This window comes from Actinopolyspora lacussalsi, from assembly GCA_030803735.1.
Taxonomy (GTDB): Bacteria; Actinomycetota; Actinomycetes; order Mycobacteriales; family Pseudonocardiaceae; genus Actinopolyspora; species Actinopolyspora lacussalsi.
The window spans coordinates 462,143-476,470 of record JAURUC010000001.1; the positions used below are offsets into that span (position 1 = coordinate 462,143).

The following is a 14,328-nucleotide window of genomic DNA, read 5'->3' on the forward strand; positions in this document are numbered from 1 at the left end:
AGGTCCGGCTTCCCGAGACACCGACCCTCAGATCCCGAGACGGGAGTGTGAAACCGGCTTGATCAACCGACAGGAGTCAACCGGGCGGAGCGCGACGGGCCGCCGGTTGTTGGTCTCGTGCGTCATCGGCATGCTTGCCGTCGCCGTCGGGCTGTGGGCGGCGAGTTCAGCGGTGTGGATCCGGCAGCGTTACCGGACACCGTTCTCCGGGGCCGACGTGGCACGAGTGGCCGGTGAGGCGATTCGGCCCGAGCTCACCCCGCTCGCACTGGCCACCCTGGCGGCGATCGCCGCCGTGCTGGCGACCGGTGGTCTGCTGCGTCGGTTGATCGGTCTGATCATCGTCCTCGAGGCGGTTCTGCTGGGATGGCGCCTGTTCGGCTGGTTGGCGGGGCCCCGAGGCGTTTCCGAGCTGCCCGGCGCCGCGCCGGGCAGCGAACCGCTGGAGGTGCGTGGGGTCCTGCCCTACGGTCCCGCACTGATGGGAGGCGCGGCGCTCGTGCTCCTGCTGTGCGGTTTGGCGGTGATGCTCGCCGCCCGGCGGATGCCGGCCATGGGGGCCAAGTACTCCGCACCCGCCGAAGCGCGGGAAACCCGTGATCCGGACCGGCGTCTCTGGGAGGATCTGGACGAAGGGCGTGACCCCACCGAAGCGGGTGACGGATACGAGAACGGTTGATTCCCGGCCGAGGGCCGGTCACGGTTCGGGGACGGAGTGCTCCGAGCCCGTGAGAGAACTGTGTTTTTCCCGGTGCGGGGCTTTCCTGACAACGGGAGCGCGCGTCGACCAGGGACCAAGGTCCTTGATGCGCTGGGACATTGTTCCGCCCCCTGCGGCGGGGTTCACACTGAACGGGTTTAGCATCGGTACCGCGACCGGCACGGCGGGGAAGGGGAGTGTCGTGATCGAGCGCGATAGGACGATCCGCGCGTATTGCCACCTGCGAGTAAGTGTCCGGCCGGCCCTGTGCGAGGTGGCCTCGTGAGTGTTTTGGACGCGATCATCGACGATGTTCGGCAGGACCTGGCCGCCCGTGAGGCGGAGGTCCCGTTCGAGGAGATCAAGCAGCTTTCGGCGGCCGCACAACCACCCAAGGACGTCTGGGCGGCACTGCACGAGCCCGGTGTCGGCGTGATCGCGGAGGTGAAGCGGCGCAGTCCCTCGAAGGGAGAGCTGGCCGACATCGCCGAACCCGCCGATCTCGCCGCCGGATACTACGAGTCGGGTGCCCGCATAATCAGCGTGCTCACCGAACAGCGTCGTTTCGGGGGTTCGCTGCGGGACCTGGACGCGGTGCGTGCCCGGGTGAACGCGCCGCTGCTGCGGAAGGACTTCATCGTCAGTCCCTACCAGGTGCACGAGGCCCGTGCGCACGGTGCCGACATGGTGCTGCTCATCGTCGCGGCCCTGGAGCAGAACGCCCTCGAAGCGCTGCTGGACCGAGTGGAGTCACTCGGGATGATGGCCCTGGTCGAGGTGCACACCGCGGAGGAGGCCGATCGCGCGCTCGCGGCCGGTGGCAAGATCATCGGAATCAACGCGCGTGACCTGCACACCCTGGAAGTCGACCGCGACGTGTTCGGTCGCATCGCTCCGGGGCTGCCCGCCGGGGTCATCAAGATCGCGGAATCCGGGGTGCGGGGGCCGAGCGATCTGATGGCCTACGCCGGTTCCGGCGCCGACGCGGTGCTGGTGGGCGAAGGGCTGGTCAGCAGTGACAATCCACGTGCGGCGTTGACACAGTTGGTCACGGCGGGCTCGCACCCCGCCTGCCCGCGTCCCAGCCGCGGATAGGAAGCCGGATGACAGCACGAGACTCCGACACCGCGCGGCGAGCCGCGACTCCGGAGGAGGCGAACCCCCACGGGCACGATCCCGATTCCGGTGGGCACTTCGGTTCCTACGGGGGCCGCTTCATGCCCGAGGCACTGATAGCGGCACAGGACGAGCTGGCCGATGAGTACGAGAAGGCTCGTAACGATCCGGAGTTCGTCGCCGAGCTCGAACGGCTGTTGCGCGACTACGCGGGCAGGCCCTCACCGCTTACCGAGGCCGAACGATTCGGTGCCCACGCGGGCGGTGCTCGGGTCTTCCTCAAGCGGGAGGACCTCAACCACACCGGATCCCACAAGATCAACAATGTGCTGGGGCAGGCCCTGCTGGTCAAGCGAATGGGCAAACGCCGCGTGATCGCCGAGACCGGCGCGGGCCAGCACGGTGTCGCCACCGCCACGGCCTGTGCGCTGCTCGACCTGGACTGTGTCGTGTACATGGGAGCCACCGACACCGAGCGGCAGGCCCTCAACGTGGCCCGGATGCGGTTGCTCGGGGCCGAGGTTCGTCCCGTCGACACCGGTTCGGCCACCCTCAAGGACGCGATCAACGAAGCACTCCGCGACTGGGTGGCCAACGTCGCCGACACGCACTACCTGCTCGGCACCGCGGCCGGTGCCCACCCGTTCCCCCTCATGGTCCGCAACCTGCACAGGATCATCGGCGAGGAGAGCAGGGAGCAGGTACTGCGACACACCGGTGGGCTGCCCGACGCGGTGGTCGCCTGTGTGGGTGGGGGATCCAACGCCATCGGGATCTTCCACGGCTTCATCGACGACCCCGGGGTGCGACTGGTGGGCATGGAGGCCGGTGGTCACGGCCTCGACAGTGGTGAGCACGGTGCCGCGCTCACCAGTGGGACGCCCGGCACGCTGCACGGTGCCAGGTCCTATCTGCTGCAGGACGAGGACGGCCAGATCGCTGAGGCGTACTCGATATCGGCAGGACTGGACTATCCCGGTGTGGGACCCGAGCACGCCTGGCTGGCCGACACCGGGCGTGCGGAGTACCGCGCCGTCACCGATGACGAGGCGATGCACGCGTTCCGACTGCTGTCCCGTACCGAAGGCATCATCCCGGCCATCGAGTCGGCGCACGCGTTGGCCGGTGCTCTCCGGCTCGGTGCGGAACTCGGCCCGGAGGCCGTGCTCGTGGTCAACCTTTCCGGGCGGGGTGACAAGGACATGGACACTGCCGCGCAGTACTTCGGTCTCGTGCCCGAGGCCGGGATCACGGGAGAGGACCAGCGGTGAGTCTGCACGAGGTATTCCGCGACTGCGCGGCCCAGCGACGCGCGGCCCTGATCGGTTATCTGCCCGCGGGGTTTCCCACCGTCCCCGACAGCGTCGAGTTGTTCCGCGCCATGGTGCGCGGTGACGGTGACACCCCCGGCTGTGACGTCGTCGAGATCGGTATTCCCTACTCGGATCCGGTCATGGACGGCCCCACCATCCAGGCCGCCAGCGGTGAGGCCCTGCGCAACGGGTTCCGGGTCCGCCAGTTGTTCGACATCGTCTCGGCGGTCGCCGAGACGGGAGCCGCTCCGGTGGTGATGACCTACTGGAATCCGGTGCACCACTACGGCCCCGACGCCTTCGCGCGGGACCTCGCGGCCGCGGGCGGCCTCGGTGTGATCACTCCGGACCTGGTGCCCGACGAGGCCGACGAGTGGCTGGCCGCGGCACGGCAGCACCGGCTCGACCGGATCTTCCTGGTCGCTCCCTCCTCCACCGAACGCAGACTGGCGATGACCGCCGGAGCGGGATCGGGGTTCCTCTACGCGGCGTCGGTAATGGGGGTCACCGGTGCGCGTGACTCGGTCTCCGGTTCCGCCCGGGAACTCGTGCGGCGCACCCGCGCGCACACCGAGCTGCCGGTCGGCGTGGGGCTGGGGGTGCGCACCGCCGAGCACGCCGCCGAGGTGGCGGAGTTCGCCGACGGTGTGATCGTCGGCTCCGCCTTCATCGACCGTGCCAGGCAGGACGGCACGGCCGGAGTCGCGGAGTTCGCGGCCGAACTCGGGCGTGGCGTCCGGAAGAACTCCGCTCCGGTCCCGTGACGGAACCGACCACGGAGCCAGTGGCGCTCCCCGCTCCGCCGCCCGTTACGGTGGTCGCGTGACTGTCGCGCTACCCGCCTCGGCGACCACCTATCTGGCCAACATACCCAGCCCGCCCCAGGGCGTGTGGTACGTCGGTCCGATCCCCATTCGTGCCTACGCCCTGTGCATCATCGCGGGGATCGTCGTCGCGATCCTCTGGTCGGAACGGCGATGGGTCGCCCGAGGTGGGCGCAAGGGCGCCGTCACCGACATCGCGGTCTTCGCCGTCCCGTTCGGGCTGGTCGGCGGCAGGATCTACCATGTGATCACCGATTACTGGCGCTACTTCGGCCCGGACAGCCCCAATCCGTGGTGGGACGTCTTCAAGATCTGGCAGGGTGGTCTCGGCATCTGGGGAGCCGTGGCACTGGGCGCCATCGGTGCCTGGATCGGTTGCAGGAGACGTGGCGTCCCGCTGCCCGCCTTCGCCGACGCCGTCGCCCCGGGACTGGTGGTCGCGCAGGCGATCGGAAGGCTGGGCAACTACTTCAACCAGGAGCTCTACGGCGGACCGACCGACCTGCCGTGGGGGTTGGAGATATACCAGCGCGAGCCGAATCCGGTGACCGGTGTGGCCGTCAGCGACGTTCCCGTCGAAGTGGTGCACCCGACCTTCCTCTACGAGCTGCTGTGGAACCTGTTGGTCGCACTGCTGCTCGTCTGGGCCGACCGCAGGTTCCGGCTGGGGCACGGCAGGGTGTTCGCACTGTACGTGGCCGGCTACACGGCGGGCCGGTTCTGGATCGAGATGATGCGTACCGATCCGGCTTCCACCCCGTTCGACCTCGGCATCCGGGTCAACGTCTACGTCTCGGCACTGGTCTTCCTCGGGGCGGTCGGCTACCTGCTGCTGGTCCGGCGTTCCAGGGAGGAACCCGAGCGGTTGCTGGGCAAACCGTTACCCGGGGACCCGGACTACGGAGCGACTCCTCCCGACACTCCGGCCGAGGTGGCGACGCCGCCGAACGACTCCCGTGAGAGCACCGACGAGCGGCGGTCCGGTTCCGAACCGGATTCCGGAACCTCCGAGAACGCGCGGCGGGGTGAGCCCGGGAGCGGCGACGACGGGCAACGTTAGCCGCGACTCCGCGCACACCCGCCGTGCCGGAATCGGGCCGGCGGTGACGCGTGCGTGGCCGGACGGGTCGGTCCGTCACCCTTCCCCGGGGCGGCGCGTCGACTCCCGCACGGGCGTGACGGCCGTTGAACCGTCCGGTAACGGCAGAATCGAGACCCGCGCCGCGTAGTGCCGGCGCAGTACCTCGGTGGTCAGCACCTCCTCCGGAGCGCCCTCGGCGCTCACCCTGCCGTGCTCGAGCAGCAGCAGGTGCTCGGCGTACTGCCCCGCCATGGTCAGGTCGTGCAGTGTGGTCACCACGGTGGTGCCGCGTTCGTGGCGTAGCTCGTCGACCAGGTCCAGCAGCGCCTGCGCGTGTCCGACGTCCAGTCCCGTGGTGGGCTCGTCGAGCAGCAGCACCCCGGTGCGTTGCGCCAGCGCCCGTGCCAGGACCGCGCGCTGCCGTTCGCCACCGGAAAGGTCGGACAGCACTCGTTCCGCGAGATCGATCAGGTCGAGCCGTTCCAGCACCTCGGCGACGATGTCGAGGTCCCTGGTGCTCTCCCGTCCCAGCAGGCCGGTGTAGGGCGTGCGCCCCAGCAGCACGTAGTCGGTGACGGTCATGCCGACCGGTAGCTGCGGTAGCTGCGGGGCGTATCCGAGCAGCTTCGCCCGCTCACGCTGCCGGAGCCTGCTGACGCGGCGACCATCCACCGTCACGGTCCCGCCGTGGTGCACCAGTCCGAGCATCGCCTTGAGCAGCGTGGACTTGCCGGAGCCGTTCGGTCCGATCACACCGAGCCAGCCGCCCGCACCGATCGCTGTCGAGACGTCCGACAGCACGGGACTGCCGCGGTACCCCGCGCTCAGCCCGTCGAGTTCCACGAGGCTCATTCGAACAGCTTTCTGATTGACTTCCGGTTGATGTTCCGACTCGTATCGCTCGGTGTGGCAGAGTTCCTTCGTCCTTCCCGGGGCCGCCGCGCCTGTCGACGAGTGGGGCGCTTGTCCCCGCGACGGCGTTCCTCGCCGCGGGGACGCCCCCCGGGCGGGGCACAACCGGGATCATCGCCGTCGGCTGGTGTGCAGCAACAGCGCGAAGAAGGGCGCACCGGTGAACGCCGTGATCACGCCGATCGGCAGTTCGGCGGGGGCCATGACCGTCCGGGCCAGCATGTCCGCACCGACGAGGAAGGCCCCGCCGAACAGCAGGGACACCGGCACGATGACCCGGTAGCTGCCACCGAGAGCCAGCCGTACCAGATGCGGAACGACCAATCCCACGAAACCGATCAGCCCGGCCACCGACACCGCTGAGGCGGTGGCCAGCGAAGCGGCCACCAGAACCAGGGCGCGTACCCTGCCAGGGCGCACCCCCAGCGCCGCCGCTTCCTCGTCACCGGTGCCCAGCAGGTCCAGCAACCGTCCGCACGCGCACAGCACCACCGTGGCCAGACACAATCCGGGGACTACCGTCAGCACCTCGTGCCATCCACTGGTGCTCAGCCTGCCCAGCAGCCACATGTAGACCCGTTGCAGCGATTCCACGCGCAGCTGTTGCACGAAGGTCTGCGCGGCTGTGAGGAACGCACTGACCGCCACGCCCGCCAGTACCAGCGTGGCCGTGTCCGGTCCGGCCGAGCGTCCGATCAGCCAGGTCAGCCCGACCCCGCCCAGCGCTCCGAGGAACGCGGCCACCTGCGCCAGACCGGTACTGCCGAGAGTGACCTGTGGAACCGCCGTCACCACGACGGTCACGCTCAGTCCCGCACCGGAGGCCGCTCCCAGCAGGTAGGGATCGGCCAGCGGATTGCGAAACACTCCCTGGAACGCCGCTCCGGAGACGGCCAGGGCGGCTCCGACGAGAACGGCCAGTACCACCCGAGGTACGCGCAACTGCCACAGTATCGCCGCCTCACGTTCGGACAACGGCGAGACACCACCGGTGAGCTGGGCGCCGAGTTCGGCGAGTACCCGTTGCCACCCCAGATCCGCGGCCCCGGTCAGCACCGAGACCAGTACCAGTACGGCGAGCGCGGCGATACCGATCAGCAGGTGACGCGGCCGCAGCCTGCTGCCGCGTGCTCGCCGGGGCCGCTGTGCGGAGGTCGCGGGAGTTTCGAGCGTCCCGGCGGGCAGGGTTCGCGAATCGCGCATCGGAGGAGCGTCAGCCCTGCCTGGTGCCGTCGATCGCTTCACTGATCGAGCGGGCGAGCTCCACCACGCGCGGTCCCCACCTGCCGGCCACGTCCTCGTTCAACTCGTAGACCTGCCCCTGCTTCACCGCGGTCAGCGTCTGCCAGCCGGGACGCTCGGCGACGGACCCCTTGGTCACGCCGGCCGTCCCGGTGTCGGCGAGAAAGATCATCTCCGGATCCGCTCCCAGGATCTTCTCCTCGGAAAGCTGGGGGAACTTGCCTCCCGCGGAGTCGGCGATGTTGTCCAGCCCGAACTTCTCGTAGACGCTGCCCACGAAACTCTTGGACGTCGCGGTGAAGTAATCGGGGCCGACCTCGTGGTAGTAGGTCAGCGGCTGTTCGAGTTCGGGAGTCTCCCGCACCAGCTTGTCGATCTCGGAACGAACCCGTCGCACGGTGTCGGCGGCCTCCTCGTTGTGCCCGGTGGCACGTCCGAGTGCCTTCATCTGTTGGTAGGCGGCAGAGAGATCCTTCGCGGAGGGGGTCAGCAGTACCGGAATGTCCAGTTCGCGCAGTCCTTTGGCCAGTTCACCGGCACTTCCCGCCTGCGCGATCACGAGATCGGGGCGGTACTCCGAGACGGTGCCGGCTCCGACGTTCAGCGCGGAGATCTCCTCGCGTGGTGCCCGCTCGGGGTAGGTGGAGTACTTGTCCACGGCCACGACCCGGTTGCCCGCCCCGATCGCGTAGAGCACCTCGGTGGCGGTGGGGCTCAACGAGACGATGCGCTTCGGCTGTTCGGGCAGCGTCACCGGTTCCTGCCCCGAAAGCTTCACCCGTACCGGAAACGCCGAAGCCCGATCGTTGCCCTGCTGGACCGGTTCTTCGGAAGCTGGGCGCTGCGCACACGAGGTGATCCCCGCCAGGAGCGCCACCAGGGCGAGCAGCAGGGGCACTCCGCGGCGGAATCCGGTTGTCCGACTCATGATGTCCTCGGTTTCGGTCGGTGCTCCGCGGCGCCCGCCGGGTGGGCGACGCCGCGTTCCTGCACCGGGAACGGGTGTCGTCGATGTCGTGTCGAGGCGGCCCCGTGCGGCCCCACGAACCCCTTTCGGAAGCGCACGGTTGCCGTGGCCGGAGCGCACTCACGGCGGATTCCGCCCGCACGACATCACGAAAGCCGCGCCCCTGTGTTCGGGCGTGGCTTCCTGAACAGGAAAGATACCATCCCGATCCTGGCGAAGGCAGTATCGTCCGTTGCGTGCCGTCCCGGGAATCACCCGAGTCCGTTGTGCGGAACCCCCGAAGCCCGTAGCGGTCCGCCACTGGTCGAGGACTCCATTGGAGGGCGGTCCGGTCCCGCCGACTGCCCGAACCCGGAAACCGGGGCCGCCGAACGGCGATTCAGCTCTCCGGGGGCCTCAACGGGGCGGGCAGGTCGCCGTGATGCACGACACTGAGCCTGGTCGTGGTTCGGGTGAGCGCCACGTAGATGTCGTTGATTCCCCGGGGGGACTGTTCGAGGATGCCTGCGGGGTCCGCCACGATCACGCTGTCGAACTCCAGTCCCTTGGCCTGATCGACGCTGAGGACCATCACCGGAGCTTCCAGACCTTCCGGACGCGGCCCCACGGCTGCCCGCGGTATCAGCTCGGAGACCTCGCCTCCGAACTCCTCGCGGCGATCGGGTGGGCAGAGTACCGCCACGTGGCCGCCGTCGACGGCTTCGAGTTCCTCGGCGGCCAGTCGCGCGGTTCGGGCGGTGTCCTCTCCCCTAGAAGTCCGCACCAGGGACGGTTCGATGCCCGTGCTGCGCACCGAGGTCGGCACGGACAGGTCCACGTCCATCTCGGCGAGCAACGGGGTCGCCATCGACATGATCTCGCTCGGCGTCCGGTAGTTGACGGTGAGCTCCTCCAGGCGCCACCGGCGCGCCACGTACGGCCCGAGCACGTCGTGCCAGGACGAGGCGCCCGCGGCCGAACCGGTCTGGGCGATGTCACCCACCACGGTCATCGAGCGGCTCGGGCAACGACGCATGATCACTCGCCACGCCATCGCCGACAGCTCCTGCGCCTCGTCGACGATCACGTGCCCGAAGGTCCAGGTGCGGTCCCCCGCCGCTCGTTCGGCCGCTGTGAGCTCACTGTTGGTGCGATTGCGCTCCGCGAGCAGGTCGGCGTCGAGTACATCGGAGACCCGAAGTCGTTCGGGATCCATGATCTCCTCGTCCTGCTCCATGATGTGCAGCACTCCCTCGGCGTAGGCGAGCTCCTCCCGCTCCTGCCGCAGCTGTGCCTGCTGCTGCTCCGAGTCGTCCTCCCCCAGCAGCTCTGCCAGCTCGTCCAGCAGCGGAGCGTCGGCGGGTGTCCACTCCGAGCCCGGTTCCCGCAGCATCGCCTGGCGTTGTGACTCGTCGAAGTACCTGCGCGCGGCCTTCTTCATGCGTTCCGGCGAGCTCAACAGCTCGTCCAGCAGCGTGGTGGGCTCGATCTCCGGCCACAGCTGTTCGAGTACCTCGCACACCTGACTGTCCGCCCGCAGCTCCGCCGCGATGTCGTCGATGTCGCGCTGGTCGAGCAGATCCCGCCCCAACCGGTCGGCCACCTGCAGCGCCAGTGCCGAGAACATCTCGCGCCGGAAGATCTTCCTGGCCTCGTTGTGCGGTTTGCGTGCTCGCCGCGCCTTGGTGCGTGCCTGGCTGCAGGTGCTCTTGTCGATGTGGAGTGGCTCGCGGTCGAAAGTCACCTCGATGTACTTGCGCGGTACCTGCTGGCGGTCCCGTACGGCGTTGTTGAGCACCGAGACCATCTCGGTACGCCCCTTGAGCTCGGCGGCGGTGGCCGTTTCCGTCGCAGTGGCGGCCACGCCCGGATACAGCTCTCCGACGGTGGACAGCAGCACACCGGTCTCGCCGAGGGAGGGCAGCACCTGGCCGATGTAGCGCAGGAAGGTCTTGTTGGGTCCCACCACCAGCACACCGCGCTTGGTCAGTTGCTGCCGGTAGGTGTAGAGCAGGTACGCGGCTCGGTGCAGTGCCACCGCGGTCTTGCCGGTACCCGGACCGCCCTGCACCACCAGAACACCGTTCATGCCGCTGCGGATGATGTTGTCCTGCTCGGCCTGAATGGTCGCGACGATGTCGCCCATCTGGCCGGTACGGCGTTCGTCCAGCGCCGCCAGCAGCGTCGCCTCACCCGCGAGTCCAAGGTGGCTTCCCTGCTCGGCGGAGTCCAGGTCCAGGACCTCGTCCTCCAGGTCCGTGACCGTGCGCCTGGTGGTGCGTATGTGCCTACGCCTTATCACCCCGTCGCGGGAGGCCGCCGTGGCCAGGTAGAACGGTCGTGCGGCTGGAGCGCGCCAGTCGATCAGCAACGGCGTGTACTCGTTCTCCTCGTCGAACAGTCCGAGCCTGCCGATGTGAAACCGCTCCTCGCTGTCCAGGTCGAGCCTGCCGAAGCACAACCCGTTCTCCACCGCGCTGAGCTGCGAGAGCTTGTCGATGTGCATCTTGGTGGAAATGTCACGCTCGGTACGTGCCTGGGGAGTTCCACCGGTCTCCCGCAGCGTCTCGGCCAGGCGTTTGCTGTTGTACCGCCGCAGTTCGTCGAGCTTGTCGTAGAGCATCGAGACGTACCGCTGTTCGGCGGCGACGCTGTCGGCGTGGTCAAGTTCCCGATCGGCTCGGGTTTCGGACACGACTCCACCTCGTGCGGTCATGCGCGTTGGAACAGGACGGGCGTGGGGTTCCGGGCGCTGCGGTGTGCTTCGCGACACCGCGGCCCGCCAACAGGCCCGACGAACTAGTGTACCCCGGAAACGACGCGACCATCGGGCGCAGTTGATCGTGGAGCGTGCCCACCGTCGCGCCGCCGTCGCCACCTCCGCTCCCGTGCCGGGTGGGGCGGACGGATATTCTCGGCGCCTGGAATGTGGACGTGCCACATTCGTGCCCGGCACTGTCGTTTTCCGACGAACTCCGGACGGAGCCGCCGAAAGTGGTGGTCGGGGCACGTGTGGCTGTGAACGGAGCCGACATGAGCGGAGGACTGCACGGGGAGATCGTCGAGATACTGGGGCGGGAGATCAGTGCGGGCGTTCATTCTCCGGGCAGCGTGCTGCGTGGTGAGGATCTCGAACAGCGTTTCGGAATCTCGCGCACCGTGGTGCGCGAAGTGGTGCGTACGTTGGCTTCGATCCGTCTCGTGGTGGGGCGGCAGCGGGTGGGCATCGTGGTTCGACCCCGCGAGGAGTGGAACACCTTCGACCCGGCGCTGATTCGCTGGTCGTTGGAAACCGACCGTGCCAACCAGGTCAAGACGCTCGTCGAACTGCGTACGGCGGTGGAGCCGGTGGCTGCCGGTGCGGCCGCCCAACGAGCCCGCGCCGAGGACGTGACCGAACTGATCCGCATAGGTGAGCGGATGAACGAACTGGCCGAGGCGGGGGACCTGGAAGGTTTCCTGGAGGCCGACGTCGCCTTTCACTCACTGGTGTTGCGGGCTTCCGGCAACGAGATGTTCGCGCAGCTGCACGAGGTTGTGCGCGAAGTGTTGCGGTGGCGTACCGAGCAGGGACTGATGCCCGCGCATCCCGAGCCGCTGGCCGTCGGGCTGCACGGCGAGATCGCACGGTGCATCGAGGAGGGACGGTACGGCAGGGCGGAAACGGCCATGCGTGAGCTGGTCGCCGAGGCGCTGCACGGCACGCTCAGGTTTCTGGAGTCCACCGAGGAGAAGTGAGTGCTCATCGTCCGGGCGAACACGGGCTCGGGGTGACGAGGCGCCGCTTATTCCCCCTGTTCGGAGCGCATTCCGGCGACCCAGCCCGCGATCTGGGCCCGGGACGTGAAATCCAGCTTGGTCAGGATGTGCTGCACGTGTCCTTCCACGGTGCGCAGCGCGATGACCAGTTGTTCGGCGATCTCCTTGTTGGTGCGCCCCTGGGCCACCAGCTGGGCGATCTCGCGTTCCCGGCTGGTCAGCGGCATCGGGTGCACGTTCTCCCGCTGGGTTTCCCTGGAGCGTTGTTTGGTCTCCAGCGCGAAGTCGATCGCCGTGTCGTGCTGCCAGTGGTACCCCCTGTCGAAGGATTCATTGTAGGTCTCCTCGCCCAGCGCCTCCCTGGTGGCGACCAGCTGGGCCCGGTGCTGTTCGGCGAACTCGACGTAGAGGTTCGGAGTGGAGTGCGCGGACTCCCAGGCGCCTCCGGCCGCACCGAACAATCTGGCCGCTCGTTTGTCGTTTCCCCGCAGGTGCGCGGCCCAGGCCAGCGTGTCCAGGGTGAACGCGATCGCGAGCCGGTTGTCCAGCCGTCGTTGCAGGTTCAGTGCTTCTTTCAACGCCGGTTCGGCCCGGTCGGGTTTGCCGGTGATCGTCTTGAGATAGCCGATCGCCCACAGCGTCCAGGAGCGCCAGTACACCTCACCGCGTCCGGTGGTGATCGCCAGCGCGTCGTCGAGCAGTTCCAGCCCGTCCCGCTCGTTGCCGTTGACCGCGCGCGCCACCCCCAACCCGATCAGCGTGAACAGTTCCCCTTCCTTCTCGGCCCCGCGCCGGAAGACTTCCAGCGCGGTTTCGAGCAACCTGATCGCCGAGGCCGCATCGTTGTCGAACAGGGCGACCATCCCGTAGGTGCGTGTCAGGTGCGCACGTTCCAGCGGAGCGTCGTGTCCCTCGAGCGTGGCGGCCGCGGTGTCCAGTGAGCCGCGTGCTCCCGACACGTCGCCGTGCAGCAGGGTGAACCAGGCGCTGGAGGCCAACGCGGCGGCCCGCTCGCGGGGTGCCTGCCGCGTCCCGGTCAGTGCCAGGGTGCGATCCAGCCAGTAGCGGGCCTCGGAGTGCGCCCCCCGCAGTTGCCAGTAGCGTCCCAGCGCGGTGGCCATTCGTAGTGCGACGGCGGGCCCGTGGGGTGCGGAGGTCCGCTCGTCCGCGTGCTGGTCCTCGGAACTCTCCTCGCCGTGCTCGGTCATCGACCGCAGCGCCGCTCGCAGATTCGCCTGCTCCACGCGCAGTCGTCGCACCCACTCGACCTGCTCGGCACCCATCCATTCCGCCGCGAAGCGGCGCACCGTACTGACGTACCACTGGCGATGCCGCGCCTCGGCCTTGGGCAGATCACCGGCTGTCCACAGTTTCTCGAGGCCGTACTCGCGAAGCGTGTGCGGCAGCACGAAGCGGCTGGGTCCGTCATCCCGCTCGCGCAGCAGGATCGACTTGTCCACCAGAGCGTGCACCAGCGAGGCCGCCCTGGATCGTTCCGCGGTGCCGTCGATCACGTACTCCGCGGCCTCCAGGTCGAAACTGCCCGAGAACACCGACACGTGTGCCCATGCCCTGCGTTCGGACTCGGTGCACAGGTCGTAGCTCCAGTCGATCAGTGCTCGCAGCGTCTGCTGTCGCTGTGGCGCGCCGGTGCGACCTCCGCTGAGCAGTTCGTAGCGTTCGTCGAGCCGTTCCTCCAGCTGTCGCGGAGCCAGTGAGCGTAGTCGTACCACGGCCAGTTCTATCGCCAGCGGATTTCCGTCGAGCCGGTGACACAACCGCATCAGCACCGGGGTGTTGTCCGGGGTGACCTCGAACTCCGGCAGAACGGCACGGGCCCGGTCGAGGAACAGCCGTACCGCCGCGTACTGTTCGTACGCCTCCGCGGCGGGTAGTTGTTCCGGGTCGGGGGTTTGCAGCGGCGGCACGACCAGCGTGCTCTCCCCGGCCGCGCCGAGCGACTGCCTGCTGGTGGCCAGTACCCGAAGACCCGGGCACGAACGGATCAACGTATCCACCAGTTCGGCGCAGGCCTGTACCAGGTGTTCGCAGTTGTCCAGCACGAGGAGCGCTTCGCGTTCCCTGAAGTGTTCGACCAGGTTGTCGAGTTCGGTACCCGTCGACGTTTCGGCGACGTTGAGCTGTTCGACCACGGCGGTCGCGACCAGGTCCGGGTCGTGCAGCTCACCGAGCTCGACCTGCCAGGTCTTGTCCCGGAACGAACGGCTCATGTTGGCGGCGACCCGAAGCGCCAGCCGGCTCTTGCCGATACCGCCGGGGCCGGTCAGGGTCACCACCCTCGACTCGGCCAGCAGTCGTTTGGTGAGTGTGATCTCGCGACGCCTGCCGACGAAGCTCGTTACTTCTGCCGGGAGATTGCCGCCGGCAGCGCGTGAGCGGGCCCGTGCGGTGGAGTCCACACCGCCGAGAGTACC

11 protein-coding genes are annotated in these 14,328 nt (G+C 68.4%); 6 read left to right on the top strand and 5 right to left on the bottom strand.

What is annotated here, in order from left to right; all coding sequences use genetic code 11:
* Positions 1–58 precede the first annotated feature (58 nt).
* From J2S53_RS02095 to lgt, 5 genes are all read left to right on the top strand, one after another.
* Entirely contained in the window at positions 59–679 is a 621-nt protein-coding gene (locus tag J2S53_RS02095) for a Trp biosynthesis-associated membrane protein (RefSeq protein ID WP_456239513.1), read from the top strand.
* Between the two features lie 303 nt (positions 680–982).
* Positions 983–1,795 carry an indole-3-glycerol phosphate synthase TrpC gene (gene trpC, locus J2S53_RS02100; protein ID WP_092924680.1) on the top strand — a complete coding sequence of 271 codons (813 nt, stop codon included), beginning with the start codon at positions 983–985 and terminating at the stop codon, positions 1,793–1,795.
* An 8-nt stretch (positions 1,796–1,803) separates the two neighbouring features.
* On the top strand, positions 1,804–3,087 hold the full coding sequence (gene trpB / locus J2S53_RS02105) for a tryptophan synthase subunit beta (RefSeq protein WP_456239514.1): 1,284 nt from the start codon (positions 1,804–1,806) through the stop codon (positions 3,085–3,087).
* Positions 3,084–3,893, top strand: coding sequence for a tryptophan synthase subunit alpha (gene trpA, locus J2S53_RS02110; RefSeq protein ID WP_456239515.1), 810 nt, complete (start codon positions 3,084–3,086; stop codon positions 3,891–3,893). The genes trpB and trpA overlap by 4 nt, the downstream gene beginning before the upstream one ends.
* A gap of 58 nt (positions 3,894–3,951) precedes the next feature.
* The gene (lgt, locus tag J2S53_RS02115; RefSeq protein WP_456239516.1) at positions 3,952–5,013 is read left to right on the top strand and encodes a prolipoprotein diacylglyceryl transferase; all 1,062 of its coding nucleotides are present in this window, start codon (positions 3,952–3,954) and stop codon (positions 5,011–5,013) included.
* A gap of 75 nt (positions 5,014–5,088) precedes the next feature.
* Here the strand turns inward: lgt and J2S53_RS02120 are convergent, their stop codons facing one another.
* From J2S53_RS02120 to J2S53_RS02135, 4 genes are all read right to left on the bottom strand, one after another.
* On the bottom strand, positions 5,089–5,886 hold the full coding sequence (locus J2S53_RS02120) for an ABC transporter ATP-binding protein (RefSeq protein ID WP_456239517.1): 798 nt from the start codon (positions 5,884–5,886) through the stop codon (positions 5,089–5,091).
* A gap of 171 nt (positions 5,887–6,057) precedes the next feature.
* On the bottom strand, positions 6,058–7,149 hold the full coding sequence (locus J2S53_RS02125; RefSeq protein ID WP_456239518.1) for a FecCD family ABC transporter permease: 1,092 nt from the start codon (positions 7,147–7,149) through the stop codon (positions 6,058–6,060).
* A gap of 10 nt (positions 7,150–7,159) precedes the next feature.
* On the bottom strand, positions 7,160–8,116 hold the full coding sequence (locus J2S53_RS02130; protein ID WP_456239519.1) for an ABC transporter substrate-binding protein: 957 nt from the start codon (positions 8,114–8,116) through the stop codon (positions 7,160–7,162).
* A gap of 418 nt (positions 8,117–8,534) precedes the next feature.
* Entirely contained in the window at positions 8,535–10,829 is a 2,295-nt protein-coding gene (locus J2S53_RS02135; protein WP_456239520.1) for a HelD family protein, read from the bottom strand.
* A 338-nt stretch (positions 10,830–11,167) separates the two neighbouring features.
* Here J2S53_RS02135 and J2S53_RS02140 point away from each other — a divergent pair, with 338 nt between their 5' ends.
* Positions 11,168–11,872: a FadR/GntR family transcriptional regulator gene (locus J2S53_RS02140; protein ID WP_456239521.1), complete on the top strand. Its 705-nt coding sequence runs from the start codon at positions 11,168–11,170 to the stop codon at positions 11,870–11,872.
* Positions 11,873–11,919: 47 nt separating this feature from the next.
* On the opposite strand, the gene J2S53_RS02145 is transcribed toward J2S53_RS02140, so the two are convergent.
* Positions 11,920–14,313 (bottom strand): ATP-binding protein, encoded by a 2,394-nt coding sequence (locus J2S53_RS02145; protein ID WP_456239522.1) that lies wholly within the window; start codon positions 14,311–14,313, stop codon positions 11,920–11,922.
* Positions 14,314–14,328: the final 15 nt, after the last annotated feature.

What these genes read in the sequence shown, in the direction of transcription:
- trpB (WP_456239514.1), top strand. Translation starts at nt 1,804, where the DNA reads ATGACAGCACGAGACTCCGACACCGCGCGGCGAGCCGCGACTCCGGAG.
- J2S53_RS02120 (WP_456239517.1), bottom strand. Translation starts at nt 5,886, where the DNA reads ATGAGCCTCGTGGAACTCGACGGGCTGAGCGCGGGGTACCGCGGCAGT.
- J2S53_RS02125 (WP_456239518.1), bottom strand. Translation starts at nt 7,149, where the DNA reads ATGCGCGATTCGCGAACCCTGCCCGCCGGGACGCTCGAAACTCCCGCG.
- J2S53_RS02130 (WP_456239519.1), bottom strand. Translation starts at nt 8,116, where the DNA reads ATGAGTCGGACAACCGGATTCCGCCGCGGAGTGCCCCTGCTGCTCGCC.
- J2S53_RS02140 (WP_456239521.1), top strand. Translation starts at nt 11,168, where the DNA reads ATGAGCGGAGGACTGCACGGGGAGATCGTCGAGATACTGGGGCGGGAG.